Origin of the sequence: Glycocaulis albus, assembly GCF_014639075.1 — a bacterium.
GTDB classification, from domain to species: Bacteria; Pseudomonadota; Alphaproteobacteria; order Caulobacterales; family Maricaulaceae; genus Glycocaulis; species Glycocaulis albus.
In genome coordinates, this window is the sequence record NZ_BMFS01000004.1 from 102,705 (window position 1) to 126,972 (window position 24,268).

Below are 24,268 nucleotides of genomic sequence, written 5' to 3' on the forward strand. Positions count from 1 at the left end.
ATGCTGATCGCCCCTGAAGATGCGGTGACCCGTAGGGATGCGGTGTTCATCGATGCGAGCTGGTTCATGCCAGGCTCTGCAAGGAGCGGGCGCGACGCCTATGATGCGCAGCGTATCGCCGGGGCGGTTTTCTTCGATATTGATGCGGTGGCCGACCTGACCAGCCCTCTGCCCCATATGGCACCGGGCAGCGCCACGCTGTCACGCTGGTTTGCCGCCCACGCCATAGTGCCGGGGCGGCCGCTCATCATCTATGACCAGAACGGATATTTTGCTGCTCCACGTGTCTGGTGGACGCTGCGCCGCTTCGGTCTCTCGCCGTTGATTCTCGATGGCGGATTTGCTGCCTGGCAGGCTGCCGGCGGGGCAGTGGAAACAGGCGCGCCTGGCGCGCCGCGTGCCGCCGCCGGGCCTGCGCTGCATCTCATCAATGATGATGCCGTGCGCTGGAACGACGTGCTGCACCATGTCGAGGCGGGGGACGCGCTGATCGTCGATGCCCGCCCGCCGGGACGTTTCGCGGGAACCGACCCTGAACCGCGCGCAGGCCTGCAATCAGGCCACATGCCCGGCGCGGTGAACCTGCCCGCTGGCCGGCTCATTGCACCGGACGGGAAATTCCTGAAGGACGGTGCGCTGGACGCCGTGCTGCCAACACGAGACCGGCACCAGCGCATAATCTGTACCTGCGGCTCCGGCGTGACGGCGGCGATTCTGCATGCAGGTTTCACGGCCGCCGGCTTCACGGATGTCTGGCTCTATGACGGGTCGTGGACCGAATGGGCGGGCCGCGGCGATCTGCCGGTCGTGACCGGCTGAACAGTGTTCACTTCCTGTCTCGACACGGCTCCAAACCGCGCTAGCTTGCGGTGCAACAAACTTTGTTGAAGGGGAGGGCCAGCATGGCCGGACTGGACATTCTTGAAGGGCGCCTCAGCGTGCCTGTTATCGGCGCGCCGCTTTTCATCATTTCCCATCCTGATCTGGTCATTGCCCAGTGCAAGGCCGGCGTGGTGGGTTCCTTCCCGGCGCTTAATGCCCGCCCGCAAAGCCAGCTTGATGAGTGGCTGGACCAGATCACGTCAGAACTCGACAGCTATAACCGCGCCAATCCGGACAAACCCGCAGCCCCCTTCGCCGTGAACCAGATCGTCCATCGCTCGAACGAGCGGCTCGAAGCCGATCTGGAGACCTGCGCGAAATACAAGGTGCCGCTGGTCATTACCTCGCTGGGTGCGCGGGAGGATCTCAACAACGCCGTCCACTCATGGGGCGGAAAGACGCTGCACGACATCATCAATGTGCGTTTCGCGAACAAGGCGCTGGAGAAGGGCGCGGACGGCCTGATCGCGGTGTGTTCGGGCGCTGGCGGCCATGCCGGCACGCTCTCGCCCTTCGCGCTGATTGCCGAAATCCGCGAATTCTTTGACGGTCCGCTTCTGGTCTCCGGCGCGATCTCCACCGGCGCAGGCGTGCTGGCGGCGCAGGCCATGGGCGCGGACTATGCCTATATCGGTTCGGCCTTCATCGCGACGGCAGAAGCGCGCGCCACCGAGAGCTACAAGCAGGGCATTGTGGAAGGGCGCGCGGACGATATCGTCTACACCAACCTCTTCACCGGCGTACACGGCAATTATCTCAAGAAATCGATCACAGATGCCGGTCTCGATCCGGACAATCTGCCCGAAAGCGACCCGTCCAAGATGAATTTTGGCTCGGGCGGCAATTCGGACGCCAAGGCCTGGAAGGATATCTGGGGTTCGGGCCAGGGCATTGGCTCTGTCGATGCGGTGCGTTCCACAGCCGACTATGTCGCCAAGCTGAAAGCCGAGTACGAGGCAGCGAAAAAGCGGGTGTGCTGAGCGGCCATTTATTTGGCGTTTCACCGGCGAACGCCGGTGCCCAGCCTTTCTGGATCCCGGCTTTTGCCGGGAAAACGCGGATGTGGCGACGGTAGAAAGCAATGCAACCGCGCGCCAGCCCACGCGCCAAAATCTCCGCCGGTTTTCACCGCGAGAGTTTGGAAGGGGTGCGGACGGCCTGTCGGGCCGGATAGGGCAGGCGGGGCAGTTCAGGCGTGGCCTTCAAAGGCCGTCCGCACGGGCGAAGCTTCAGTCTTCCCGTATCCCCATTAAGCCTCATCAGGGGCAGTGAAAGGCGCGCCATCTTCGAACCTGGCCGCCAGACACCTGGAGCGGGGGACATGAAATCCCCGCGCCGGCCTGTCATGTGAGCGTGCCGCGAACATGCCCTTCCACCAGACCGGCAAGACGCATCATACGGGCAGGCTAGGGGGAGGGGGATAAGATCAGTCCGCCATCGCGAGCTCCGCGCTGGGCATATGGTAGGCGAGGAAGGCTTCCAGAGTTGCCAGCAGGAGATGACGATTACCCGCCAGATCAATGGCATGGCTGTCGCCGCGAAGCTCGATAAAGACCGAGTGTTCGTCCTGCCTGCCCAATCGGCGGCGAAAGGTTTCGCTCTGCGAATAGGGCACAACCGAGTCGTAGCTGGCGTGCGCAACGAGGATCGGGATACGGATATTGTTTGCCGCGTTCACCGGACTCATGGCCCGCAGATCCACCCCCTCCAGCTGTTCGCGGAAACGCTGTTCCAGCCCGAAGAAGCGTTGGCTGTGCTGCCTCATGCCGACCAGATCCGTCACGCCGTTTACGCTGATTGCAGCCCGGTACAGTCCATTATCGCGCCCGGCAGCCATAAGGGCAGCGTACCCTCCGTAGCTGGCGCCCATAACCGCGATCCTGTCTGGATCTGCGTACCCGTTGGCGGCCAGCCATTGCGCGGCGTCATCGACATCGTCCTGCATGCCCGCACCCCATTCGCCATCGCCCGCCGATTCTAGCGCACGGCCCAGTCCGCGAGAGCCGCGGAAATTGAATTGCAAAACCCCATAGCCACGCGAGGCAAGGAACTGTGCCCAGGGGTCGAAACGAGCATAATCGCGCGCAGCAGGTCCGCCGTGCACCAGGATGACGAACGGGATGGGTCGGCCGGTTGTGGTGTCTGGCTGGCGGCCGTGGGGCAGGGTGACATAGCCTCTCAGCTCCAACCCGTCGCGGGCAGGAAACCGCACCGGAAACACACCGCCCATCGGTATGTCATCGAGCCAGGGCCTGAGGCGTCCGACCTCGGTGAGGGCGCCGCTCTCTGTATCGTAGAGATAAAGTCCGCCCGGATCACTGGGCCCCTCTGCCGAGACCAGTGCGAGCCGGGCTTCCTGCGCAATGGACACAAAGCGTACATTGGTGCGGTCGAGCCGGGTTTGCAGGTCATTGCGAGCGGCCGCGTAGGCGCCGTCAAAATAGTGAAAGCCCGGTTCGTCAGCGATGTAGTACGCACCGACAACAGCTTCGCCACCTGCCGAATATATCAGGCCGCCCACGTCTACTTCCGGATGCCGGAAGAGCAATTCGTCGAACGCGCCGCGTGCCGGATCGAAAAGAAACAGGCCAATCGTATCGGCGTCATGGTTGGAGCCCACATACAGCCGGCCATCGCGATGGCGGCCAAAGGGGAGAAAATCATACTCTGCATTGATGAAGCGCGATAAATCGATCCATCCGTTCGCCCCATCGCCGACCACAAAGAACGGATCGCCTGTCTCGCGGCCCCGCTCCAGTCCGTACATGGCCACCACCGCGCCATTGCCATCTGTCAGGAAGCCCTGAGTGCCGGTGCGTCCCCGCATTATCATCGACAGTTCGCCTGTCTCGACATTGGTCCGGTAGAGATCGCGCGTCTCCCACTCACGCCAGTTCAACGCCTGGAGGATGTGCTGCGGGTCGTGGGGTAGCAGGTGCGTAATATCACCCGATAGCTGCGGGCGCGGCAGCCAGGAGCGGCGCCGGTCACCGGGATCCTCGTTCAGCGGTATGGAGGCAGAGAGGTCTACCGGCGCAGAGTACAGAAAAGTCCGGTTGTAGAAGGTGCTGGTGTCATCGCGTGAACGCGGGGTCGGGCGCCGGGTCTGGTAGATCACGCGCTCACCTGACCAGCTGATCGCGCTGACAGTTTCCCACGGGTGAACCGAGCGTATCCGAATTTGGGCGCCTTCCTCCAGACGGCTTGGCGCAACGGCAATCATGTCATTGTTCTCGCGCTGGAAAACAAACGCGATGTGGTCGCCATCCGGCGACAATGCCGCATAGCGCATCTGAGCGGGCAGCGCGAAGGCTTCGACAGGAGGCAAGCCGGCCGCGGAGGCTCCGGCCGTCAACGAGATTGCTGCCAGTGCAGCGGCACACAGTTTTACGACAATCATATGACACCCCAGGGTTGAGGTTTTAGCTTACGCAATTGCCGGGCTTCGCCAAATGTTTAGTTCACGTCTGAACATGAAAACCCCGGATCGCCAGATCCGGGGTTTCGGCCGTAAATGGGCAGGGACTCTAGATACTCTTCAGCCAGTCGGGCTTCACATATGTGTGGCCGAGATCGCGGGCGACCGGCTCGTAGGTGACATGGCCTTCGGCGACGTTAAGGCCGCGGGCCAGATGTGGATCGTCATTCATCGCCTTTTTCGCGCCCTTGTTGGCGATAGCCAGCGTAAAGGGCAGGGTGGCGTTGGTGAGCGCGATGGTCGAGGTGCGTGCCACGGCGCCCGGCATGTTGGCCACGCAGTAATGGACCACGCCGTCGACGATGAAGGTCGGGCTCTGGTGGGTGGTGGGCTTGGACGTTTCAAAGCAGCCGCCCTGATCGATGGCGATATCGACCAGTACCGCGCCATCCTTCATCTTCTTCAGCATGTCGCGGGTGACGAGCTTGGGCGCCGCCGCACCCGGGATCAGCACCGCGCCGATTACCAGATCTGCGCCGATAATGGCTTCCTCAACGGCAGCCGCCGTGGAGAAGGCCGTTTTCGCTCGGCCCTGGAACTGCGTGTCGAGTTCCGCGAGGCGTTTGATGGAGCGGTCGAAGATCGTCACGTCCGCACGCATGCCGACGGCCATCTCGGCCGCATGCGTGCCCGAGACGCCGCCGCCGAGTATGACCACCTTGGCTGGCTGCACGCCCGGCACGCCGCCCAGCAGCATGCCGCGCCCGCCATGGGATTTTTCCAGCGCCGTCGCGCCAACCTGGATCGACATGCGGCCGGCCACTTCCGACATCGGCTTCAGGAGCGGCAGGCGGCCCTCATTGTCCGTCACAGTCTCATAGGCGATGGCGATACAGCCTGAGTCCATCAGGCCCTTGGTCTGATCAGGGTCGGGCGCGAGATGAAGATAGGTGAAGAGGGTGTGCTCCGGCGTCAGGCGCGCATACTCGATCGGCTGCGGCTCCTTCACCTTCACGATCAGCTCGCCCGTCTTGAACACAGCCTCCGCGTCGGGAAGGATTTTGGCGCCCACAGCCTCGTAGGCGCTGTCGGCAAAGCCCACGCCATCACCGGCTTTGGTTTCCACAAACACCTCATGGCCCGCCTGCACCAGCTCGGCCGCACCCGCAGGCGTCAGGCCGACGCGGTATTCATGGACCTTGATCTCTCTGGGTACGCCAACACGCATGGGGTCTCTCCCTGACTGGTTTGCCGCCAATTCTGGCGGAGCATGCTTGCGGTGAAACTACATTATGCGGCGGGTGTCAGCAATTAGACCGCAAAAAACGCAAGAATCTTGCGCAATATGCTCTCCTTCTATGCTATCCTGCTGATTGAAGGGCGGCGCTGCTGCCCGCCATGGCAAACTCTTCGAAGGAGTCCGCATGCGCCTTGATGCGATGGATGTGAGCCTTCTGACCCTTTTGCAGCGCGAGGGAAGGCTGACCAATGCGGAGCTGGCCGAGCGGGCCGGCCTGTCAGCCTCGGCCTGTCACCGGCGCGTGCGCGCGCTGGAACAGGCCGGCGTGATCGACGGCTATGTGGCCCTGCTCAATGCCGAGGCGGTAGGCCGGGGTCTGACGGTGCTGGTGCTGGTGACGCTGGAGAATCAGCGCCGCGAGACCATGCAGGCCTTCGAGACCGCTGTTGAGCAGGTGGAGGAGGTGATGGACTGCTACCTCACGACCGGCGCGGAGGATTATCTCTTGCGCCTGATGGTGCGCGATGCCCGCGATTATGAGCGCGTCCACCGCGAGCGCCTGTCTGGCCTGCCGGGCGTTGCCCGGCTGGTTTCCAACATCGCGATGCGCAAGGTGTTCACCCGCACCGCCATGCCGTTGTCTGCCGGTCAGGCTGGCTCTGCCACGCGGAAGGCCGGATCGGGGGCGTAGGCCTCGATCACGTCCTGCATCCATTCATGGATGTCGCTTTCGGGAATCTCCGCATAGCGCAGCAGCGCCAGCGCAAAGTCCAGTCCTTCCGGCTGGCTGCGATTGAGAATGGCATGCATGCCGAGCGCCTCATGGCGCCGGCGGTCAGCCTCGTCGGTCACGGCCACGAAACGTTCCAGCTCGGGGAAGTTCTCGCGGATATAGGGCGTGATCTCGGCCGATATCTCGTAGCGCGGCGCGCAGATCGCCAGCGCCCGGGCCTCGGTCACGTCGATGGCGCGCAATAGCCGCGTATCGGACGGGTCACCGAATGTCACCGCAAAGCCGTCCGCTATCGCGGACAGGAACCGGTCCGGATCGCTTTCAATGGCGATGACGGGAATGTCGAAACGGGTCAGCGCGGAATAGGCCATGCGGCCCGAGGGCGTCATGGCGAAAATCAGCACCGGGCAATTCATTTCCTCTGGCGCGCTGACCGGCTTGCGGCTCGCCGTGGCGTCGGCGATGCGCCGCGCGATTCTGAGCCCCAGCGAGGCCCAGGCCGGTGTCAGCGCCAGCGACAGCGCGCTGGCCGCCACCAGAATGCCGGTCAGCTCCGCGCCCAGCGCTGCGGCTATACCGGGCAGGGCGAGGATGACGAGGCCGAACTCGGAGCCTTGCGCCAGCGCAAAGCCCAGCTGCGCGCCGCCCGCCAGGCTCCATCTGTTGATGATGGCCGCCGCCCAGGTGAGCGCTGTTTTCAGCACGAACAGAACGGCAAGGGCGGCAAGGATCCAGTGGGCCTGCTCCACCATCATCCGCCAGTCCAGCGCCATGCCGACCGTGATGAAGAAAAAACCCAGGAGAAGCGCGCCAAACGGCTTGGCCTCGGTGCGGATCACCGTCTTGAACGGCGTGTCCGCGATAATCATGCCGGCCAGAAACGCGCCCAGCGTGAGGGACAGCTCCAGCGCGCCGGTCGCCGCAGCGGTCGCCAGCACGAGGAACAGGGCGGCGGCGGTGAAAATCTCGTCATTCCGTGTCTTGGACAGCAGGCGGAAGAGCGGACCGATCACGAAGCGCCCCGCCAGCAGGGCGGCGCCAACCGCCAGCAGCGCTTTCAGCGCCGACATGCCCAGAATGGCGCCCAGATCCCCGCCGCCGCCCTCAGACAGCGCTACCGCGATGACCAGAAGGAAGATGCCGGCAATGTCCTGAAACACCAGCACAGCCGTCGCAGACCGTCCCAGCGGGCAGGTGGCGATGCCGCGCTCGGCCAGTGTCTGCGTCACCACGGCCGTTGCCGAAATGCCTGCCGCCGCGCCGATCAGCAGGGCCAGCAGCCAGTCCATGCCGGCCAGCCATCCGGCAAGGCCGAACCCGGCCGTGCACAATATCATCTGGACGGGCGCAAGGCCGATCAGGTCGCGCTTGCTCTCGCGCACGGTTTTCAGCGAGAAGCCCAGCCCGATATCAAACAGCAGGAAGACGACGCCCAGCTGCGCGAGGAGACGCGTCGTGCCGTTTTCCTCGATCACGCCCAGTCCGAACGGGCCGATCAGCAATCCGGCCGCGATGAAGGTGACGATGGGTGAGGTTTTCAGCAAGCGCGCCAGCATGATGGCGGCAATGCCGACGCCCAGCAGCTTAACAGCTGGCAGGATGGCTTCGACTTCACTCATGCTGTCCCGCCTTTGTCCCTGATGATGCCGCGCTGCACCACGATAGGCGTGAGAAGCCTCACTGCAAAGCCAAAGAGCTTTTCTCTCGCCCTTGCGCGGCGCGCGCGCTACATCCCCGGCCATGACCGATGAACGCTATACAAAACTCGAGCAGCTCGGCGCCCAGACCGGCGCGCCGGAGAGCCCTGAAACTGCCCAGCTGGAGCGGGTGTCCAACCCTGCGCAAGGCAATGATTATCTGATCCGCTTCACCTGCCCGGAGTTTACCTCTATCTGCCCGGTAACCGGCCAGCCCGATTTCGCGCACCTGGTGATCGACTACGTGCCGGACGAATGGATCGTTGAATCAAAATCGCTGAAACTCTTCCTGACGAGTTTCCGCAATCATGGCGCTTTCCACGAGGCGTGCACGATGATGATCGGGCAGAGGCTGGTGGACGAGATTGCGCCCAAATGGCTGCGCATTGGCGGCTACTGGTATCCGCGCGGCGGCATCCCGATTGATGTGTTTGGCCAGTGGGGCCAATGCCCGCAAGGCGTCTGGGTACCAGATCAGGGCGTGGCGCCTTACCGGGGCCGCGGCTAGCGGTATTCATGTAGATAAACCGGCCATTTATCTGGCGTTTATGACGATGAGCGGAGTTTGAACGCGCCGCTCGGACGGCGTTCAGCCTGGCTTCTCTAAACCTCTCATCACTGACGGCGCACTGAAGCGCCCAGCGACGAGATTTGGAGAAAGCAGATGAAACTTCGCAACGCACTCGCCCTCGGCCTCAGCATCGTTGTCCTGGCCGGCACGGCCAGCGCCGCAGAGGCCCAGCAGCGTAACCGGGTCAATGTCAGCCAGAGCGGCTACGGTAACGAGCTGGCCGCGCGCCAGAACGGTCATCGCAACGCCCTCGCCATCCAGCAGCGCGGTGGCTACCACTATGTCCAGACCATTCAGGCCGGTTCGCGCAATGGCGTGACCGTGGGTCAGGGCGGGTATGCCAATGGCGCGCTGGTTGACCAGCTTGGCCGCAACAACACCGCCGTTGTCGGCCAGGAAGGTTCCTATAATGGTGCCACGGCCATCCAGACGGGACGCAACAACACGGTTGGCGTCGCCCAGATCGGTTCGGGCCATAGTGCGCGGACCAACCAATCCGGCTCGAATAACGCGCTTGGCGTGATCCAGGTCGGCAGTGGCCAGAGCGCCAATGTGCGCCAGTCAGGCAGCGGTAATGTCTCGCTGGTGATCCAGGGCAGCCATTAATTGCCAGCAGGCCGGCGGCGCGCCCTGTCCGGTGCGCCGCCGCCAGTGCCTCAGATCCAGAGGTTCAGGAGGATATCATGCCCTATTTAAACACCATGATTGCTGTCCCGGCGATAGCCGCGGCCGTCTGCTTTGCCGGCCTTCCGTCAGCCAGCGCGCAGCTGTCCAGCACGCGCTCCGCAGGCGATCTGTGCTGGATTGATCTGGCCCGTGGCCGGGGTCACAGCCTGCTTAATGTCTATACGGCGCCTGGTCTTTCAGGCAGTTACGAGATGACAGTGCGCCAGGCCGGTGCTGGCAATGATGCCATCATCGACCAGTCAGGCACGTTCCAGCCTGCCCGGGGTACACCTGCCAATATCAGCCGGGTGGTGCTGGCCAATCCCACGCGGGGACGAAGCGCGCCCGGTATCGTGGCCGTCGCCGGTGGATTTCAGCAGGGCACCACCTCACGCCAGTCCAGCTACGGGCCCGTATCGCTGCCTGCTACTGCCTACAGCTATAACGCCTATTTGCGGGTGTTCGACCAACGCGGGCGGCTCGTCTGCCAGGCCAGCAGCTCGTGGCTGTAAGGCCGCGTACCGGCGGGCCAGTTTGCTGAATGTCTTTCCCACGCGACAGCGCGCTGCTCTTGGCAGTGCGCTGTTTCTGCGTTTGCAGAACCAGCCCCGGCAGCTGTTCACCTTCAGTTTTGGCACATGAGCGGAGTTTGAACGCGCCGCTCGGGGGGCGTTCAGCCAGCCCCCGCTAGAACAGATGCAATGGCTAGCGCCTTCGGGAGCTTCGCCAGCACCTGAAGATGTAAACGGAGACCGCCATGACCCTTCGCAGCACACTAGCCACCGGCCTTGCAGCCGCCGTGCTTGCAGGAACCGCTGGTGCCGCAGAGGCCCAGCAGCGCAACCGGGTAGATATCCGTCAGGCCGGGCAGTCCCACGAGCTGTCTGCCCGCCAGCAGGGCTACCAGAACCGGCTGTCGATCAGCCAGCGGGGGCGTCACCAGTTCGTCCAGACCATCCAGGACGGGCTGCGCAACGGTGCCGAGGTGCGCCAGTCAGGCAGCGCCAACGGTGCTTTCGTGGACCAGCTCGGGCGCTTCAGCGAGGTGCTGATCCGCCAGCAGGGTTACAATAATTCCGCCAGCGCGGTGCAGACAGGAACCGGCAACACGGTTGGCGTCTACCAGTTCGGCAACAACCATTCGGCCGTCACTACCCAGACTGGCAACCACAACACGCTGGGCGTCATCCAGTTTGGCAATGGCGCCCACACGGCCGTTCAGCAGACGGGCGATAATCGCAACACGCTCGTTATCCAGGGAAGCTGGGTCATCAAGTGAACTGGTGGCCCCAATTGAAAGGAGCAGGCAAATGAAACGTTTGACCGGATTGATCGGCCTTCAGGCCGTACTGGCTGCCAGCGCGTGCGCGCAGCCGCCAGATGCCACGGGCGGGTATGACTACAATGGAGCCGGCGCAACGCTCGCCACATGCTGGGTCGAGTTCAGCGACGGTCCGGCGGGGCAGGTTCTGCTTGAGGCCTACGCCGCGCCCGGCCTTGCCGGCAGCTATGAGCTGGATATCCGCCAGGTGTCAGCGAGCGGCGATGCCAGCATCAGCCAGTCCGGCCCGTTCAGCGTCGGCGGAGACATGCCCGAGCGGATCCACCAGATCACGCTCGGCGGCAATGCGCCTCGCCGCGGCGCCTCGCTCGGCGAGATGATGGCCTCCATGCGCAGCGCAGAGCCGGGCACAACGGTGATCTCGTCCGGTGATGGCGGTGCCGGCGCATACGAGGTACGCCTGCGGCTCATGGACAGCACTGGCCGCCAGATATGCGCCATTGACCGCACCGGTCCGTGAGGCTGGCCGACGTCTGGACCGGCAGGGCGCTGTTACGCCCTGCCGGTCCAGCGCGTCACGTCCGGTGTCTTGCGCGTGCGCTCAGTGGCCGGGACGGCCTGTGTGCCGACATAGATGAAACCGGCAACGCGCTCATTGGCGGCAAGGCCGATGGCGCGCTGCACGCGGGCGTCGAACGCATACCATTCGGTCAGCCATTGCGCGCCGAACCCCATCGCATCGGCGGCGAGCAGCAGGTTCTGACATACCGCGCCGGCAGACATTATCTGCTCCCATTCGGGGATTTTGTGCGGGACTGTCACGCGCGAAACGACGCCGATAATGACTGGTGCGCGCTCGAAACGGCGGCGCTCCAGCGCGAAGCGTTCCTCGCCGGCATCGGGCATGTCGGCGCGCGCGAACTTTTCCAGCATTTCTCCGAAGCGCGCGCGCGCCTCACCCTCGAACACGATGAAACGCCAAGGGAAGAGCTTGCCGTGATCGGGCACGCGCGCGCCGATCTTCAGCAGCGCATCAAGCTGTTCTGCCGACGGTCCCGGCCCGCCCATGTCGATGGCGCGGGTCGAGCGTCTTTTCGCCATCCGGTTGAGCATGTCCTGTGAGGCCTTGGGCACGGTCAGGACATCGTTTTCACCGGGAAAGGCGGGCGCGGAAAAATGGGTCATTAAGGGGCAGGTCCGGTTGCTGGAGGTGCAGGCGGCTTTGACGGATTGGTAAAGCCGGACTTATATCATGGATGTAATGTGACAGATTCAAGCGGCGTTTGAGCTGTCCGATCACATGCAGGGAAGTGCGAATGGCTGTCGATGCTGAGCTGGACGGCGATCTGAGCCCGGCCGAGCGCCGCAGGCGCAAGGTCCGCGACGCCATCGTCGAGGCGGCGGAGGCCATCTTCACCGAAGAGGGCGAAGCGGGCATTTCCATGCGCCGCATCGCCGAACGGATCGATTACTCTCCGGCGGCGCTCTACAAGTATTTCGATTCCAAGGAGGCCCTGTTCGACGAGATCCGCGAGCAGTTCTTCGAGCGTCTATACCGGCGCATGGTTGCCGTGGCGGAAACGGTCACCGATGGTCCCCAGGTGAACGAGGAATGCCTGCGGGCCTATGTGGAGACCGGGCTTGAACAGCCCGCCCACTATCGCCTTGCCTTTTCAAGCTGGTTCGAAACCGATTTTGACGACCGGCAGGACTCCTTCGGCTATGCAGCCTCGGAGCGTCTGGAACTGATGATCCAGAAGGCGATCGCTGATGGCTGGTTCCGCGAATGTGACCCCACTGTTGCCGCGATGTCTGTCTGGGCCGGTGCGCACGGCCTGACCATGCTCGCGGTCACGATCCCGGACTTTCCCGGCGCCAAGGAAAAGTGTGCCCACCTGACCCTGGACGATCTCATCGCCTTTCACGCCGAGGCGACAGGCAGAGGCTTCGCCACACCCAAGCTCAATGCGTGGCTGGACGCCAAAAAATCAAGAAAGTGAACGCTGTTCACTTTTCAAACGGCGTTGATTGGCTTATATGTGACCCTGCTCCAGCGCGAGGGATCGCATCATGCCCGGTTCTCAGATAATCCGCCGGCACGCCTTTGCTACCAGCGTGGCGACACTCGCCATCGTCATTGCGGGTGTCGCCGTTCTGGTGAGCGCTCTGAGGGGCGGCCCGGCGCAGGCGGACCTTGCCCTTGGCGACGCCGCGCCCGCGACGGTCGAGACGCTTGTCGTCAACTATGCGCAGGCGGCGCAGATCGAGGCACGCTTTCCGGGACTTGTCGCCGCGCGGCGCGAAAGCGCGCTGGCCTTCAGTACGGGCGGACGGCTGGACATCATTCATGTCAATGTCGGTGACCGCGTAGGCGAGGGCGATATCCTTGCAGCGCTGGATACGCGTACCCTTGAAGCCCAGTGGGCAGCAGCGCGCGCCGATGCGGCAGCCGCCGAGGCACAGGCCGCGCTCGCCCGCACCACGCTCAGCCGTCAGCAGCAACTGGTCGAGCAGGGCCATGTCTCTGCGCAGCGCCTTGACGAGGCCGGGGCAACGGCCCGCGCAGCCGAGGCGCAGGCCAGTGCCGCCAATGCCGCCGCCCGCGCGCTGGAAGTCCAGCTGGAGCTCGCGCGTCTGGAAGCGCCCTTTGATGGTGTCATCACCCGCCGCAATGCCGATGAAGGCGCCGTCATGGCCGCTGGCGCGCCGCTCTTCCATCTGGTCGAGGACGGCGTGCTGGAATTCCGCGTCGGCGTACCGGTTGGCGACGCGGCCCGCCTGACACCTGGCAACGAGTATTCGCTGGAAGCGGGAACGCGGCGGGTAACGGCCCGCCTGCGCGCCCTGACGGGGGTTGTCGATACCAGTACGCGCTCTGTCGAGGCGGTGTTTGAGCTGGAAGGCGGGCAGGGCGTGGTGCCGGGCGAAGTCGCCCGCCTGGTCCTGCCAGGCAGCCTGCAGGAGCGCGGTTTCTGGGCGCCGCTCACCGCGCTGGCGGAAGGCCGGCGCGGCCTGTGGACGGTCTACCAGCTTGCCAATGGCGGTGAGGGCTATTCGCTGGAGCCGCGCAGCGTGGAGCTTCTGCACACCGAAGGCGGGCAGGTTTACTTGCGCGGCGCAGTCGATGACGGCGCGATGATCCTCTCGGCGGGTGTGCAGCGCGTCACGCCCGGCCAGCGTGTCCTGCCGGCGCGGCGCAATCGGCCATGAGCACGCTCTTTTACCGCTTTCCACGCCTCGCGGGGCTGGCCCTGTTCCTGATGATTGTCGCGGGAATCGCGGCGCTGGCCACGATGGGCCGTCAGGAAGACCCGTATCTGACCGAACGTTTCGGGCGCGTTGTCACCCTCTATCCGGGCGCGGATGCAGAGCGGGTCGAGTCGCTCGTGTCCGAGCGTATCGAGCGCGCCTTGCTGGAACTTGCCGAGGTAGATGAGACCACATCTGTCTCGCGCGCCAACATCTCCTCGGTCAGCTTTGGCATCCGGGAAGATCTCAGCGCCACCGAGGTTGAGCAGGCATGGACGAAAATCCGCGAGCAGGTGGCCTCCGTGCAGGCGGGCCTGCCGGCAGAGGCGGCGTTGCCGCAAGTGGTACGCGAATATATGGGCGCGGCGAGCGTGATCGTGGCCCTGTCCTGGCCCGAAGGCTCTGATGCCAGTATCGGCGCGCTGGGGCGCCTCTCGCGGGAGCTGGAGGACCGTCTGCGCGGCCTTGATGCGACCTACCGGACCGAGCTCTTCGGCGCACCGGAAGAGGAAATCCGCGTCGTTCTCGATCCCGAAGCCGCCGCAGCACTGGGCATTACCGCAGGCGAGGTCGCTGCCCTGCTGGCACGCTCCGATGCGCGCGCACCGGCCGGCCGGCTGGCCGGTGAGGACTATGATTTCATCGTCGAAGTCGATGGCGCGTTCGACACGCTGGAACGGGTCCGCGCGGTGACGCTGAGCGGACGCGGCGGGCAGGGTTTTGTCCGTCTGGGCGATATTGCCACCGTGGAGCGCGCGCGCCGCGAGCCGGATGCCACGCAGGCCTGGTTCAATGGAACCCGCTCGGTGCTGGTAGCGGCATTCGTGCTGCCAGACCGCCGTGTCGACAATTGGGGCCGTCAGGCCGAGCGCGTCGTGGAGAGCTTCCGGCAGGCCACACAGGGCCTTGATGTCGATATCGTCTTTTCCCAGAGCGATTATGTCGAGAAGCGCCTGTACGGGCTTGCCATCAATTTGGGCTATTCGGCGCTGATCGTGTTCGGCGTGCTGTTCCTGATGATGGGCTGGCGGTCCGCGCTGATTGTCGGCTCGGCGCTGCCGCTCACAGTTCTGCTCGTTCTGGTGCTTATCAATCTCTACGGGCAGCCTTTGCACCAGATGTCGGTGACGGGTCTCGTCGTGGCGCTGGGTCTTCTGATCGATAACGCGATTGTGGTGGTTGATGACTACCGCCTGCTCCGGCGGCGTGGCCTTGAACGGCTGGCAGCCGTCGACAAGGCGGTGCGCACGCTTTTCGCCCCCCTTTTGGCGTCCACGGCCACGACCGTGTTCGCCTTTGCGCCCATCGCGCTGATGCCCGGCTCTGCTGGCGAGTTCATTTCCATGATCGGCGTGTCGGTGATCTTTGCCGTCACCGCCTCATTCCTTCTGGCCTTCACCATCATTCTCTCGCTGGCGGCCTGGTTTGATGACACAGGTGAAGCAGGCGAGGGGCCGCGCCCGTTCTGGCGCGATGGCTTGCGCTCGCGCCCGCTCGCCTGGGCTTATCGCAAGCTGCTCGATGCCGTGATCGCCCAGCCGGCCATTGGCATGCTGCTGGCGATCATTTTGCCAGTCACGGGCTTCCTTGCAGCCTCCACCCTGCCATCACAATTCTTCCCGCCGACCGAGCGCGACATGTTCGAGATTTCCGTGACGCTCCCCTCGGGTGTGTCGATGGAGGAAACGCGCCGCCGCACCGAGGCCGTGACGGCCATGCTACGCGAATACGAGGGTGTGGAGGACACCGGCTGGGTGCTCGGCGGCTCTGCGCCGCGCGTCTATTACAATATGCGCCGGGGACAGGCAGGGCGCCCGAACTATGCCGCAGGCTGGGTGCGCACGCGCTCGCCCGCCCACACCCGCGCCGTAACACAGGATTTCCAGGCCCGCGCGCGCGAAGCCTTTCCCGACACCATGGTGCTGGCCACGCCCTTCGAGCAGGGGCCGCCAACGCCCGCCCCGATCGAGCTGAAGATTGTCGGCCCGGAACTCGCCGTGCTCGATGCGCTGGGGCAGGACATACGCCGCGTACTCGCCTCGACCCCCGGCGTCACCTACACGCAGGCCCAGCTTCTGCTGGGTGAGCCGGTCGCGCGTCTTGCCGCCGATGAGGCCTCGGCCGCCCTTGCGGGCCTGCGCCTTGCCGATGTGGCGGGCCGCGTGCGCGCCGACATGGACGGCGTGCTGGGCGGCACGGTGGTGGAGGGCGTCGAGGTGTTGCCCGTGCGCGTCATCGGCCCGGCAGACCGGCGTGAAGCCGCGGGCAATATCGCCGCCACGCCTCTGCCCGGACAGGGACGCGGCGCGATGAGCACGGTCGGGGCGCTCGGCGATCTCACCCTGGTGCCGCAGACAGCCTCTATCGTCCGGCTGGACGGGGAGCGCGCGAACCCGGTCTATGGCTATCTCTCGCCCTTCGTGCTGCCCGCGCCGGTGCTGGAGAACTTCTTCAACCGGCTGGAGGCGTCCGGCATTGAAATGCCGCCCGGCTACCGGCTGGTCATCGGCGGAGAGGCGGAAAGCCAGGGCGAGGCTACGGCCGATCTCATGTCCACAGCCATTCCGCTCCTCATCCTGATGGTCGGGTCGGTGGTGCTGGCCTTCAACTCCTTCCGCTATGCAGGCGTGGTCTTCACCGTCGGCTTCCTGTCGGTCGGGCTTGCCCTGTTCGGTGTCTGGCTGTTCGGCACGCCCTTGGGCTTCAATGCCATAGTCGGATCGATGGGGCTGGTCGGCCTGTCGATCAACGGCACGATCGTGGTGCTCTCGGCCTTGCGCAATTCGCCTGAAGCGCTGCTGGGCGATGTGTTGGCCATACGCGAGACGGTGATGGACGCCACACGGCACATTATCGCCACCACGCTGACCACGATGGGCGGGTTCGCCCCGCTATTGCTCGACGGTGATCCCTTCTGGCTGCCCTTTGCCTCGGCGGTGGCGGGTGGCGTGGCAGGGTCGGCCATGCTGGCCCTGGTCTTTGCGCCTGCTGCCTTCGTCATGCTGGTACGTTTCAAGGGGGCTGGCAGGCAGGCCTTGCCCCAGACGGCTCCGGCATCGTAAGCGATGTAAGGTTTGCCGCCGCACGAAGGACAGTTCGCCATGAGCCCACGCAAGCGCCGGCCCGGCATCGAACGCGGCCCGTGGACGGTTCACGGCGAAAAACTGGTTTATCAGAATCCGTGGATGAAGGTGCGCGAGTATGACGTGACGAGGCCGGACGGAAAGCCGGGCCTTTACGGCGTGATGGAACCGGAAAACCTCGCTATCGGCATTCTGCCTGTCTTCCGTGACGGCTCGGTGATGCTGGTCGGCCAGTACCGTTTTGCGCTTGATTGCTGGAGCTGGGAGCTGCCGGAAGGCGGCGGCCCGCTGAACGAGGCGCCGCTGGAGAGCGCACGGCGTGAACTGGCCGAGGAAACCGGACTTGAGGCTGCCAACTGGCTGGAATTCATGCAGCTGGACATGTCCAACTCCATCACCAATGAGCGCGCGTTCGCCTTTATTGCCTGGGATCTGGAGATGGGCGAGGCAGAACCGGAAGGCACCGAGGATATTGAAACCCGCCGCCTGCCCTTCGCTGCGGCGCTGCGTGAGGCGATGGACGGGCGCATTCGTGACGCCTTCACACTGGCAATGCTGCTCAAGGCTGATTACATGGCTCGTCATGGCGAGCTGCCCGAGGCGGTTACCAGAGCGATTTTGAACCCGGCCGGAAAGGATGACCCCCATGGCCCACGCTGACGCTGTGACCCCGCTCCGGCAGGACACCGACATTCGCGCCTTATGGAACCGGCTGCGCCTTGAGGCGGCCTCGGTTGCCGCAGAGGAGCCCATGCTGGCCGGCTTGGCCAATGCAGGCATTTTGCGCCACGCCAGCTTCGCCGAGGCACTGGCCCACCGCATTGCATTGAAACTGGCTGATGGCCAGCTTGATGCCATGCTGATCCATGACGTGGTTAGCGAAGCCATGAGCGCTGACGAGACCATCGTGAAGAGCGCCGCCGCCGATATGCTGGCCGTCGATGAGCGCGATCCGGCGTGCCGGTCCCTCCTGCAGCCCTTTTTCTATTTCAAGGGTTATCAGGCGCTTCAGGCCTACCGTATTGCCCACTGGTTGTGGACGCAGGGCCGCGAGACGCTGGCCTTCCACCTGCAGGGGCGCGTCAGCGAGCTTTTCGGTGTCGATGTCCACCCCGGCGCACGCATCGGCAAGGGCATCATGATCGACCATGCCAGCTCTGTCGTCATCGGCGAAACGGCCGTGGTTGGCGATGATGTCTCCATCCTGCATGAGGTGACGCTGGGCGGCACGGGGGCAGAGGAAAGCGACCGCCATCCGAAGATCGGCAATGGCGTGCTAATCGGGGCAGGGGCCAAGGTTCTCGGCAATATCAAGGTCGGCGATCATGCCCGCATCGCCGCTGGCTCGGTGGTCCTGAGCGATGTGCCCGCCCGCTGCACAGTGGCCGGTGTGCCCGCCAAGCCCGTAGGCGGCTGCTGCGCAGAGCCGGCGCGCACCATGGATCACAGCCTTCCTGATTGATCCTTTCCGGCAGACCGCTAGTTTGCGGCTGAATGCGCATTCCCGCGCGAATCCCCGCATCTTCCAGACCGGTTCCGGTCCGTTCATCATCAAATGAGGCGAGACGCCCCCATGTCCCAGACCGTTTTCAATCACACCGAAGCCAGCAAGGTTGAAGCCTTCCTGCGTCAGCGGCTCAATCCGGAGTTGAAAGTCCAGATGCGCCAGCGCCCGGACGAGTGCGCGGAAATCTACCTGGGATCAGAATGCCTGGGCGTAGTCTCCAAGAATGTCGATGAGGGCGAGACGTCCTATTCCTTCGAGATCACCATTCTCGATATCGATCTCGACGATCTCTAGGACGGTGATGGCTTGGTACTGGATGTCCAGGCACTGACCAAGGTCTTCCCCGGCGGCGCCAAGGCCGTCGATGCGGCCAGCTTTACAGTCGGCGAAGGTGCATTGCTGGCACTGGTGGGCGAATCCGGCTGCGGCAAGACGACCACGCTGAAAATGATCAACCGCCTGCTGGAGCCGACCGCCGGAACGGTCAGCTTCCGGGGCGAGGATGTGGCCGGGCTGGACCCGGTACATCTGCGCCGCCGTATGGGCTGGGTGATGCAGGGCGATGGCCTGTTCCCCCACTTCACCGTGGCCGAGAACATCGCGGTCACGCCGCGCCTTGCAGGGTGGGATGCCGAGCGGACACGCGAGCGCATCCGCGCTTTGCTCGAACTGGTGCAGCTTGACCCGTCAGAGTTTGAAAACCGCTATCCGGCAGAGCTTTCAGGTGGTCAACGTCAGCGCGTGGGGCTGGCCCGTGCTCTGGCTGCCGAGCCGCCGCTTCTGCTGATGGACGAGCCGTTCGGCGCGCTCGACCCCATCACGCGCGACAGCTTGCGCGAAGACGTTCAGGCCCTGCGCGCCCGGCTGGGCTTTGCCGCAGTCATGGTCACCCATGACATGGCGGAGGCTCTGCTGCTGGCCGATCAGATTGCCGTTATGCGCGCAGGAAGGATCATCCAGCTGGGCACACCCTCCGAGCTTCTGTCTGATCCCGCCGACCCGTATGTGGAAACGCTGCTGGCCACGCCGCGCCGGGAGGCAGAGCGGGTGGCCGCCCTGTCGGCGCAAGCATGATGGAGGCGCTCGCCCAGCCTCTGGCCCTGCTGCCGGATTATCTCGGCGGGCATTTGCGCCTGTCGCTGGGCGCGATGGCGTGCGGCCTGCTGATCGCCTTGCCGCTGGGCATAGCCGCGGCCCGCAACCGCATCATCGCCGGGCCGGCGCTGGGCATTGCAGGCGTGTTTCAGACCATTCCCGCCCTGGCGCTGCTGGCCCTGATGGTGCCCTTGCTTGGGGGGCGGATCGGTTTTCTGCCAGCGTTCGCCGCGCTGACGCTCTATGCCATCCTGCCCGTGCTGCGAAACACGATAGTCGGGCTCCAGGGTGTCGATCCGGTCGTGCGTGAAGCGGCGCGCGGCGTCGGCATGACGCGCCTGCAAAGCCTGCTGCGCGTAGAGCTGCCGCTTGCCCTGCCTGCCATCATGGCGGGCATCCGCACCGCCTCGGTATGGGTCATCGGCGCAGCCACGCTGGCCACGCCTGTCGGAGCGGCGTCGCTGGGCAACTACATCTTCTCCGGCCTGCAGACGCGCAACTGGACGCTGGTGATATTCGGCTGCGTAGCGGCTGCTCTGTCGGCGCTCATCATCGATGGCCTTTTAAAACTGATGGAAAGCGCGGCTGCGCGCCGCCGGGCGGGTAGGGCGCTGGTGTCAGCAGCGGGACTGGTGGTGATTGTTGCGATGGCGCTGACACCGGCAGGGGGCTTCTCAGGTCCGGGCAATGCCGGACCGGCGCGCAGCCTGCTTGCTGCCGATAGCGGGTTTGGCAATCAGCCTGTCACCATCGGGGCCAAGGCCTTCACCGAGCAATACATTCTGGCCGGGCTTTTCGAGGGTGTGCTGCGCGACGCAGGCGCAGACGTGCGCCGCCGGGACAATCTGGGTTCGACCGTCGCCTTTGACGCGCTCACCGCCGGTGAGCTGGATGTCTATGCCGATTATTCAGGCACGCTCTGGGCGACCATAATGCAGCGTGAGGACATGCCGGGCCGCCACGTCATGCTGGCAGAGATAACCAGCTGGATGTGGACGCAGCACGGCGTGCTGGTGCTGGGTGCCCTTGGCTTTGAGAACGCCTATGGCATAGCGGTTAGTGGAGAGGCGGCCGGGCGTCACGGCTTGTCCTCCATCGGCGACCTTGCCGCCATCGGGGGACTCTCCATCGGTGCCGATTCAGAATTCTTTGCGCGTGCCGAATGGACAGGCCTGCGCGACACCTATGGCCTCGGCTCCGCGCGCACCCGCGCGATGGATTCCACCTTCATGTACACCGCCGTGCGCGATGGCGAGGTGGATGCCATCACCGCCTACACCACGGACGGACGGATATTGGCGTTCGGCCTGATGATCCTCGATGACCCGGCGGGCGTGTTGCCGCCCTATGACGCCCTCGTCCTCATCGGTCCATCGGCCACCGGCCGCCCGGCCGTCGCACAGGCACTGGCCCGGCTGATCAATGCCATCGATGCAGACGCGATGCGCGAGGCAAACGGCGTTGTCGATCTGGAACGCCGGCCAGTGGACGAGGCCGTTGCCCGTCTGCGCGCCCGCCTCGGTCACTCGCCGCGCTGACCCTGTTGCACTTTGGCGACACAGGTGTGACCGGGCACACATCGCCATGCATCGCGTTTCCCGCTCTTCGCGTTGGAAATACCGGATTGGGCATCAGTCGCGCCGCGTGTACGCGCGGCGCAAGCGACCAAGAAGGGCAAACTGATGCAAAAACTGGCTTTACTTGCGGCTGTAGCCGCACTCCCCCTTGCCGTTCCCTCCGCCCTCGCGCAACAACCGGGCGAGTATAACTGGAATGGCAGCTATATCGGTGTGAATCTGGGTCAGGGTGAGAATGCCGAGTTCGACCTCGATGCCGAGCTGGAAGTCGATGGCGGCACGGCCTTCTTCCCCGGCGCTCTGGCCGGCGGAACCTTCCCCACCACGCGTACTTTCGACGGCGACGGCCTCGTGGGCGGTGTCCAGGCCGGCCATAACTGGCAGTCCGGCATGATCGTCCTGGGCGGCGAGCTGGACGTCCAGCTGTCCGATATCAGTTCGGCCATTGCCATCGCTAACGCGCCCGGCGGCGCAGCCAATAACCCCGATGGCTTTACCGACCTGAACTTCGAGGTGGATTATTTCGCGACGGCGCGTGCGCGCGCTGGTGTCGCGTTTGACCGGATACTGGTCTACGCGACCGGCGGTGTGGCCTATGGCCGTGTCGATTTCGACCGCAATTACCGTGTCGGCGGTGCCGAAATCAGCGATAGCGCCAGCTCCAACCAGACCGGCTGGACCTATGGTGCGGGCATGGAGTGGGGCATGAACGAGTTCTGGACCTTGCGGGGTGAGTATTCGCGCGTCGATCTGGGCAGCGAGAGCTTCGACACCAGTTATTCTGACGGCACGATTGGCCGGGCGACCATCGACACGCAGTTCGATGTTATCCGTGCCGGTGTGAATTTCCGCTTCTAGGAGCGCTCGGCCGCCAGCAAAAAGGCCCCGGCTTCCTCTGGCCGGGGCCTTTCTGGCGTCTCACATCTGCAGGCCCCTACAGCACGTCGAGCATAGAGGCGACGAGCGGGTGACGCACAATGTCTTTCGCTTCCAGCCGGACGACCGCCACGTCCTTCACGGCCTCAAGGCGCTCGCAAATATCCTTCAGGCCGGACATTTCCGGCAGAAGATCAGTCTGCGCAGGATCACCTGTGACGACCATGGTCGAGTTCCAGCCCAGCCGGGTCAGCAGCATTTTGAGCTGTCCGTAGGTGCAGTTCTGGGCTTCGTCGACGACGATATAGGCGTTGTTGAGCGTGCGTCCGCGCATATAGGCAATCGGCGCAATCTCGATCAGCCCTTCCGCCATCAGCGCTTTGAGGCGCTTCGGGCTCAGCCGGTCAGCCAGCGCGTCGTAGAGCGGGCGTAGGTATGGCGCGAGCTTTTCCTCAAGTGCGCCGGGCAGGAAGCCGATATGCTCGCCCGCCTCCACAGCCGGGCGTGAGAGCACGATGCGGCCCACCTGGCCGTTTTCCAGCGCCTCGACCGCCTTGGAGACGGCCAGATAGGTCTTGCCCGTCCCGGCCGGTCCCATGGCCATGACGAGGTTATGGCCGTCTATCGCGTCCATCAGCCGCGCCTGCCCCTCAGAGCGCGGTTTGACATTCTTGATATAGCGCTGGTCCCGCATGGGCTCATTGTCATCAGGTGACCAGTTCGTGCCGGGGAAGAGGGCGCGGACCTTCTCTTCCTCATAATGCTCGGCATTGAACCCGCCCTGACGGCGTTTTGCGGTGCGCTTGCTCATGATGGCGTCCTCCGGACAAGAAAAAACCCCTCGCGCGGGTGCACAAGGGGCGGACAAAAGCGATGAAGGCTGGACAGGGCAGATGCGGAACGTGCGGACGATCCGAACGGGTCTGGCGTTGGGGGTGCATACGGCATTGCGCCGCGGGCCTCCTTGCAAGAAGCGTCTATCCCTCACGATCGATGCGAAGAAGCCACCTTGGCGGCTGTTCCCCTCTCGAATCGCATCTACAGTCTCATGCTAAGACAGTGAACGAATTATGAGTCAGCCCGTCGCTGAAACTTCACATCCAACCGATGCAGTTTCGCCACGCCGTGCTGATGCAGCGAGCAGGAAGGAACACATTATGGGCGTTTATGAACTGGACGGGGTCCGCCCGAGGATGGGCCAGGGCGTGTGGATCGCGCCGGGCGCCACCGTGCTGGGGCGCGTCACGCTGGGCCGCAATGTCTCGGTCTGGTTTGGCGCGGTGCTGCGCGGCGATGTGGAAGACATTGTCATCGGCGATGACACCAATATCCAGGACGGCACGGTGATCCATGCCGATCCCGGCAAACCCACCATCCTTGGCAAGGGCATCACGGTCGGCCACCAGGCCATGCTGCACGGCTGCCAGATTGGCGATTATTCGCTGGTGGGTATCGGCGCGACAATCCTCAATGGCGCGAAGATCGGGAAGAACTGCCTGATTGGCGCACATGCTCTTGTCACCGAGGGCAAGGAAATCCCCGACAACTCCATGGTGCTCGGCTCACCGGGCAAGGTGGTCAAGACGCTGGATGAGGGCATGGGCGACATCTTCAAGGCCAGCGCGGACCATTACGTCGCCAATGCAAAGCGCTTTGCTGAAGGTTTGAGGGAGATTTGAGGGGGCTTTTTTTTGATGCTCCGCGCATCCGTGCGTCGCTGCGGGCAAAAGTGCCCGGCGCGCGTGCGCGCTTTTCGGCGCTGCGCGCCGCAAGGCCGACCGGCCGCCCGCGCTCGTGCGCGGAATATCGCAACGCGAATGTGTTGCGGAGCTAAAAGAAGCTACTGCGGCCGGCCCCAGAGCTCGCGGATGCGCTGATCGGTTTCGCGGCCGAAATTGAACCAGGCGGTACGGTCGCGCGAGGCGTCCACCACGATCAGCCTGTCATCACGGGCCAGAAGATGGCTGAGCTCATTGCGCAGCGTGGCCGCCGTGGACGGTGCGCGCAGCAGCCATACGCCCGGCGCAATGCTCTCCGCATCGCCGAAGTCCTTCAGCGCAGCTTCAAACCCGGCTCGGCTGTCATCGCCCAGCGTGGCCACGATGACGAAATTGGCTGTGCGCGCATCAGTGGGGGCGGGGCGTTTGGTGCCGGGGCTGCGGCGGGCTTCATCCAGCCACGCCTTGAACTGCGGCACATCCTTGGCGTCTTCCCAGCCCTCCTCGCGGCTCTGGGAGACCACCGAGTGGCCCGCAATACGTCCCTCGCTGACGAAGGCGCGCATCTGCGCCCCCGTATAGGGTCCGTACACACGGCCATCGACTTTCACAAACCAGGACATCGCAATTCCATCATCCCGCGGCATTGGGGTCACACTCCATCCAAGCCCTCA

24 protein-coding genes are annotated in these 24,268 nt (G+C 64.2%); 18 read left to right on the top strand and 6 right to left on the bottom strand.

Annotated features, from left to right (window positions below):
• Positions 1 to 819, top strand: a complete 819-nt coding sequence (locus IEV75_RS05905; protein WP_188451622.1) for a sulfurtransferase — start codon at positions 1 to 3, stop codon at positions 817 to 819.
• A gap of 83 nt (positions 820 to 902) precedes the next feature.
• The gene (locus IEV75_RS05910) at positions 903 to 1,862 is read left to right on the top strand and encodes an NAD(P)H-dependent flavin oxidoreductase (protein WP_188451623.1); all 960 of its coding nucleotides are present in this window, start codon (positions 903 to 905) and stop codon (positions 1,860 to 1,862) included.
• Between the two features lie 446 nt (positions 1,863 to 2,308).
• Here IEV75_RS05910 and IEV75_RS05915 read toward each other — a convergent pair whose 3' ends face one another.
• Both IEV75_RS05915 and ald read right to left on the bottom strand, forming a co-directional pair.
• The gene (locus IEV75_RS05915) at positions 2,309 to 4,282 is read right to left on the bottom strand and encodes an alpha/beta hydrolase family protein (RefSeq protein ID WP_188451624.1); all 1,974 of its coding nucleotides are present in this window, start codon (positions 4,280 to 4,282) and stop codon (positions 2,309 to 2,311) included.
• Positions 4,283 to 4,409: 127 nt separating this feature from the next.
• Positions 4,410 to 5,528, bottom strand: a complete 1,119-nt coding sequence (gene ald, locus IEV75_RS05920; RefSeq protein ID WP_188451625.1) for an alanine dehydrogenase — start codon at positions 5,526 to 5,528, stop codon at positions 4,410 to 4,412.
• 196 nt (positions 5,529 to 5,724) lie between these two features.
• Between ald and IEV75_RS05925 the strand changes: the two genes are divergently transcribed.
• On the top strand, positions 5,725 to 6,231 hold the full coding sequence (locus IEV75_RS05925) for an Lrp/AsnC family transcriptional regulator (RefSeq protein WP_188451626.1): 507 nt from the start codon (positions 5,725 to 5,727) through the stop codon (positions 6,229 to 6,231).
• Here IEV75_RS05925 and IEV75_RS05930 read toward each other — a convergent pair.
• Entirely contained in the window at positions 6,189 to 7,892 is a 1,704-nt protein-coding gene (locus IEV75_RS05930) for a cation:proton antiporter domain-containing protein (protein ID WP_188451627.1), read from the bottom strand. The genes IEV75_RS05925 and IEV75_RS05930 overlap by 43 nt on opposite strands.
• Positions 7,893 to 8,013: 121 nt before the next feature.
• Here IEV75_RS05930 and queF point away from each other — a divergent pair, with 121 nt between their 5' ends.
• The 5 genes from queF to csgH (IEV75_RS05955) all read left to right on the top strand — a co-directional run bounded on the left by queF (position 8,014) and on the right by csgH (IEV75_RS05955) (position 11,009).
• Complete coding sequence (queF, locus tag IEV75_RS05935) at positions 8,014 to 8,478, top strand: preQ(1) synthase (RefSeq protein ID WP_188451628.1); 465 nt, start codon at positions 8,014 to 8,016, stop codon at positions 8,476 to 8,478.
• A 156-nt stretch (positions 8,479 to 8,634) separates the two neighbouring features.
• Positions 8,635 to 9,147: a curlin-associated protein gene (locus IEV75_RS05940; protein ID WP_188451629.1), complete on the top strand. Its 513-nt coding sequence runs from the start codon at positions 8,635 to 8,637 to the stop codon at positions 9,145 to 9,147.
• 77 nt (positions 9,148 to 9,224) lie between these two features.
• Positions 9,225 to 9,719 (top strand): curli-like amyloid fiber formation chaperone CsgH, encoded by a 495-nt coding sequence (gene csgH / locus IEV75_RS05945; protein ID WP_188451630.1) that lies wholly within the window; start codon positions 9,225 to 9,227, stop codon positions 9,717 to 9,719.
• A 245-nt stretch (positions 9,720 to 9,964) separates the two neighbouring features.
• Positions 9,965 to 10,486 (top strand): curlin-associated protein, encoded by a 522-nt coding sequence (locus tag IEV75_RS05950; RefSeq protein WP_188451631.1) that lies wholly within the window; start codon positions 9,965 to 9,967, stop codon positions 10,484 to 10,486.
• 31 nt (positions 10,487 to 10,517) lie between these two features.
• A complete protein-coding gene (gene csgH, locus IEV75_RS05955) occupies positions 10,518 to 11,009 on the top strand; it encodes a curli-like amyloid fiber formation chaperone CsgH (RefSeq protein ID WP_188451632.1) in 492 nt (163 codons plus the stop codon).
• A 32-nt stretch (positions 11,010 to 11,041) separates the two neighbouring features.
• Here the strand turns inward: csgH (IEV75_RS05955) and IEV75_RS05960 are convergent, their stop codons facing one another.
• Positions 11,042 to 11,674 (bottom strand): nitroreductase family protein, encoded by a 633-nt coding sequence (locus tag IEV75_RS05960; RefSeq protein ID WP_188451633.1) that lies wholly within the window; start codon positions 11,672 to 11,674, stop codon positions 11,042 to 11,044.
• Between the two features lie 131 nt (positions 11,675 to 11,805).
• Between IEV75_RS05960 and IEV75_RS05965 the strand changes: the two genes are divergently transcribed.
• From IEV75_RS05965 to IEV75_RS06005, 9 genes are all read left to right on the top strand, one after another.
• Positions 11,806 to 12,489, top strand: a complete 684-nt coding sequence (locus IEV75_RS05965) for a TetR/AcrR family transcriptional regulator (protein WP_188451634.1) — start codon at positions 11,806 to 11,808, stop codon at positions 12,487 to 12,489.
• Between the two features lie 70 nt (positions 12,490 to 12,559).
• A complete protein-coding gene (locus tag IEV75_RS05970) occupies positions 12,560 to 13,699 on the top strand; it encodes an efflux RND transporter periplasmic adaptor subunit (protein WP_188451635.1) in 1,140 nt (379 codons plus the stop codon).
• The gene (locus IEV75_RS05975; protein ID WP_188451636.1) at positions 13,696 to 16,800 is read left to right on the top strand and encodes an efflux RND transporter permease subunit; all 3,105 of its coding nucleotides are present in this window, start codon (positions 13,696 to 13,698) and stop codon (positions 16,798 to 16,800) included. Before IEV75_RS05970 ends, IEV75_RS05975 begins: the two co-directional genes overlap by 4 nt.
• Before the next feature lie 39 nt (positions 16,801 to 16,839).
• The gene (locus tag IEV75_RS05980; protein ID WP_188451637.1) at positions 16,840 to 17,481 is read left to right on the top strand and encodes an NUDIX domain-containing protein; all 642 of its coding nucleotides are present in this window, start codon (positions 16,840 to 16,842) and stop codon (positions 17,479 to 17,481) included.
• Positions 17,468 to 18,283, top strand: coding sequence for a serine O-acetyltransferase (cysE, locus tag IEV75_RS05985; protein ID WP_188451638.1), 816 nt, complete (start codon positions 17,468 to 17,470; stop codon positions 18,281 to 18,283). Before IEV75_RS05980 ends, cysE begins: the two co-directional genes overlap by 14 nt.
• A gap of 111 nt (positions 18,284 to 18,394) precedes the next feature.
• The gene (locus IEV75_RS05990; RefSeq protein WP_188451639.1) at positions 18,395 to 18,622 is read left to right on the top strand and encodes a DUF3126 family protein; all 228 of its coding nucleotides are present in this window, start codon (positions 18,395 to 18,397) and stop codon (positions 18,620 to 18,622) included.
• Positions 18,623 to 18,634: 12 nt separating this feature from the next.
• A complete protein-coding gene (locus tag IEV75_RS05995) occupies positions 18,635 to 19,402 on the top strand; it encodes an ABC transporter ATP-binding protein (protein WP_188451640.1) in 768 nt (255 codons plus the stop codon).
• Positions 19,399 to 20,961 (top strand): ABC transporter permease/substrate-binding protein, encoded by a 1,563-nt coding sequence (locus tag IEV75_RS06000; protein ID WP_188451641.1) that lies wholly within the window; start codon positions 19,399 to 19,401, stop codon positions 20,959 to 20,961. Before IEV75_RS05995 ends, IEV75_RS06000 begins: the two co-directional genes overlap by 4 nt.
• A gap of 144 nt (positions 20,962 to 21,105) precedes the next feature.
• Complete coding sequence (locus IEV75_RS06005) at positions 21,106 to 21,858, top strand: outer membrane protein (RefSeq protein WP_188451642.1); 753 nt, start codon at positions 21,106 to 21,108, stop codon at positions 21,856 to 21,858.
• Between the two features lie 76 nt (positions 21,859 to 21,934).
• Here the strand turns inward: IEV75_RS06005 and IEV75_RS06010 are convergent, their stop codons facing one another.
• The gene (locus IEV75_RS06010; RefSeq protein ID WP_188451643.1) at positions 21,935 to 22,687 is read right to left on the bottom strand and encodes a PhoH family protein; all 753 of its coding nucleotides are present in this window, start codon (positions 22,685 to 22,687) and stop codon (positions 21,935 to 21,937) included.
• 346 nt (positions 22,688 to 23,033) lie between these two features.
• On the opposite strand from IEV75_RS06010, the gene IEV75_RS06015 reads away from it, so the two are divergent.
• The gene (locus IEV75_RS06015; protein WP_188451644.1) at positions 23,034 to 23,555 is read left to right on the top strand and encodes a gamma carbonic anhydrase family protein; all 522 of its coding nucleotides are present in this window, start codon (positions 23,034 to 23,036) and stop codon (positions 23,553 to 23,555) included.
• A gap of 161 nt (positions 23,556 to 23,716) precedes the next feature.
• Here IEV75_RS06015 and IEV75_RS06020 read toward each other — a convergent pair whose 3' ends face one another.
• On the bottom strand, positions 23,717 to 24,217 hold the full coding sequence (locus IEV75_RS06020; protein WP_217980111.1) for a DUF4339 domain-containing protein: 501 nt from the start codon (positions 24,215 to 24,217) through the stop codon (positions 23,717 to 23,719).
• Positions 24,218 to 24,268 lie beyond the last annotated feature (51 nt).

What these genes read in the sequence shown, in the direction of transcription:
- IEV75_RS05905 (WP_188451622.1), top strand. Translation starts at nt 1, where the DNA reads ATGCTGATCGCCCCTGAAGATGCGGTGACCCGTAGGGATGCGGTGTTC.
- IEV75_RS05910 (WP_188451623.1), top strand. Translation starts at nt 903, where the DNA reads ATGGCCGGACTGGACATTCTTGAAGGGCGCCTCAGCGTGCCTGTTATC.
- IEV75_RS05915 (WP_188451624.1), bottom strand. Translation starts at nt 4,282, where the DNA reads ATGATTGTCGTAAAACTGTGTGCCGCTGCACTGGCAGCAATCTCGTTG.
- ald (WP_188451625.1), bottom strand. Translation starts at nt 5,528, where the DNA reads ATGCGTGTTGGCGTACCCAGAGAGATCAAGGTCCATGAATACCGCGTC.
- IEV75_RS05925 (WP_188451626.1), top strand. Translation starts at nt 5,725, where the DNA reads ATGCGCCTTGATGCGATGGATGTGAGCCTTCTGACCCTTTTGCAGCGC.
- IEV75_RS05930 (WP_188451627.1), bottom strand. Translation starts at nt 7,892, where the DNA reads ATGAGTGAAGTCGAAGCCATCCTGCCAGCTGTTAAGCTGCTGGGCGTC.
- queF (WP_188451628.1), top strand. Translation starts at nt 8,014, where the DNA reads ATGACCGATGAACGCTATACAAAACTCGAGCAGCTCGGCGCCCAGACC.
- IEV75_RS05940 (WP_188451629.1), top strand. Translation starts at nt 8,635, where the DNA reads ATGAAACTTCGCAACGCACTCGCCCTCGGCCTCAGCATCGTTGTCCTG.
- csgH (WP_188451630.1), top strand. Translation starts at nt 9,225, where the DNA reads ATGCCCTATTTAAACACCATGATTGCTGTCCCGGCGATAGCCGCGGCC.
- IEV75_RS05950 (WP_188451631.1), top strand. Translation starts at nt 9,965, where the DNA reads ATGACCCTTCGCAGCACACTAGCCACCGGCCTTGCAGCCGCCGTGCTT.
- csgH (WP_188451632.1), top strand. Translation starts at nt 10,518, where the DNA reads ATGAAACGTTTGACCGGATTGATCGGCCTTCAGGCCGTACTGGCTGCC.
- IEV75_RS05960 (WP_188451633.1), bottom strand. Translation starts at nt 11,674, where the DNA reads ATGACCCATTTTTCCGCGCCCGCCTTTCCCGGTGAAAACGATGTCCTG.
- IEV75_RS05965 (WP_188451634.1), top strand. Translation starts at nt 11,806, where the DNA reads ATGGCTGTCGATGCTGAGCTGGACGGCGATCTGAGCCCGGCCGAGCGC.
- IEV75_RS05970 (WP_188451635.1), top strand. Translation starts at nt 12,560, where the DNA reads ATGCCCGGTTCTCAGATAATCCGCCGGCACGCCTTTGCTACCAGCGTG.
- IEV75_RS05975 (WP_188451636.1), top strand. Translation starts at nt 13,696, where the DNA reads ATGAGCACGCTCTTTTACCGCTTTCCACGCCTCGCGGGGCTGGCCCTG.
- IEV75_RS05980 (WP_188451637.1), top strand. Translation starts at nt 16,840, where the DNA reads ATGAGCCCACGCAAGCGCCGGCCCGGCATCGAACGCGGCCCGTGGACG.
- cysE (WP_188451638.1), top strand. Translation starts at nt 17,468, where the DNA reads ATGGCCCACGCTGACGCTGTGACCCCGCTCCGGCAGGACACCGACATT.
- IEV75_RS05990 (WP_188451639.1), top strand. Translation starts at nt 18,395, where the DNA reads ATGTCCCAGACCGTTTTCAATCACACCGAAGCCAGCAAGGTTGAAGCC.
- IEV75_RS06000 (WP_188451641.1), top strand. Translation starts at nt 19,399, where the DNA reads ATGATGGAGGCGCTCGCCCAGCCTCTGGCCCTGCTGCCGGATTATCTC.
- IEV75_RS06005 (WP_188451642.1), top strand. Translation starts at nt 21,106, where the DNA reads ATGCAAAAACTGGCTTTACTTGCGGCTGTAGCCGCACTCCCCCTTGCC.
- IEV75_RS06010 (WP_188451643.1), bottom strand. Translation starts at nt 22,687, where the DNA reads ATGAGCAAGCGCACCGCAAAACGCCGTCAGGGCGGGTTCAATGCCGAG.
- IEV75_RS06015 (WP_188451644.1), top strand. Translation starts at nt 23,034, where the DNA reads ATGGGCGTTTATGAACTGGACGGGGTCCGCCCGAGGATGGGCCAGGGC.
- IEV75_RS06020 (WP_217980111.1), bottom strand. Translation starts at nt 24,217, where the DNA reads ATGTCCTGGTTTGTGAAAGTCGATGGCCGTGTGTACGGACCCTATACG.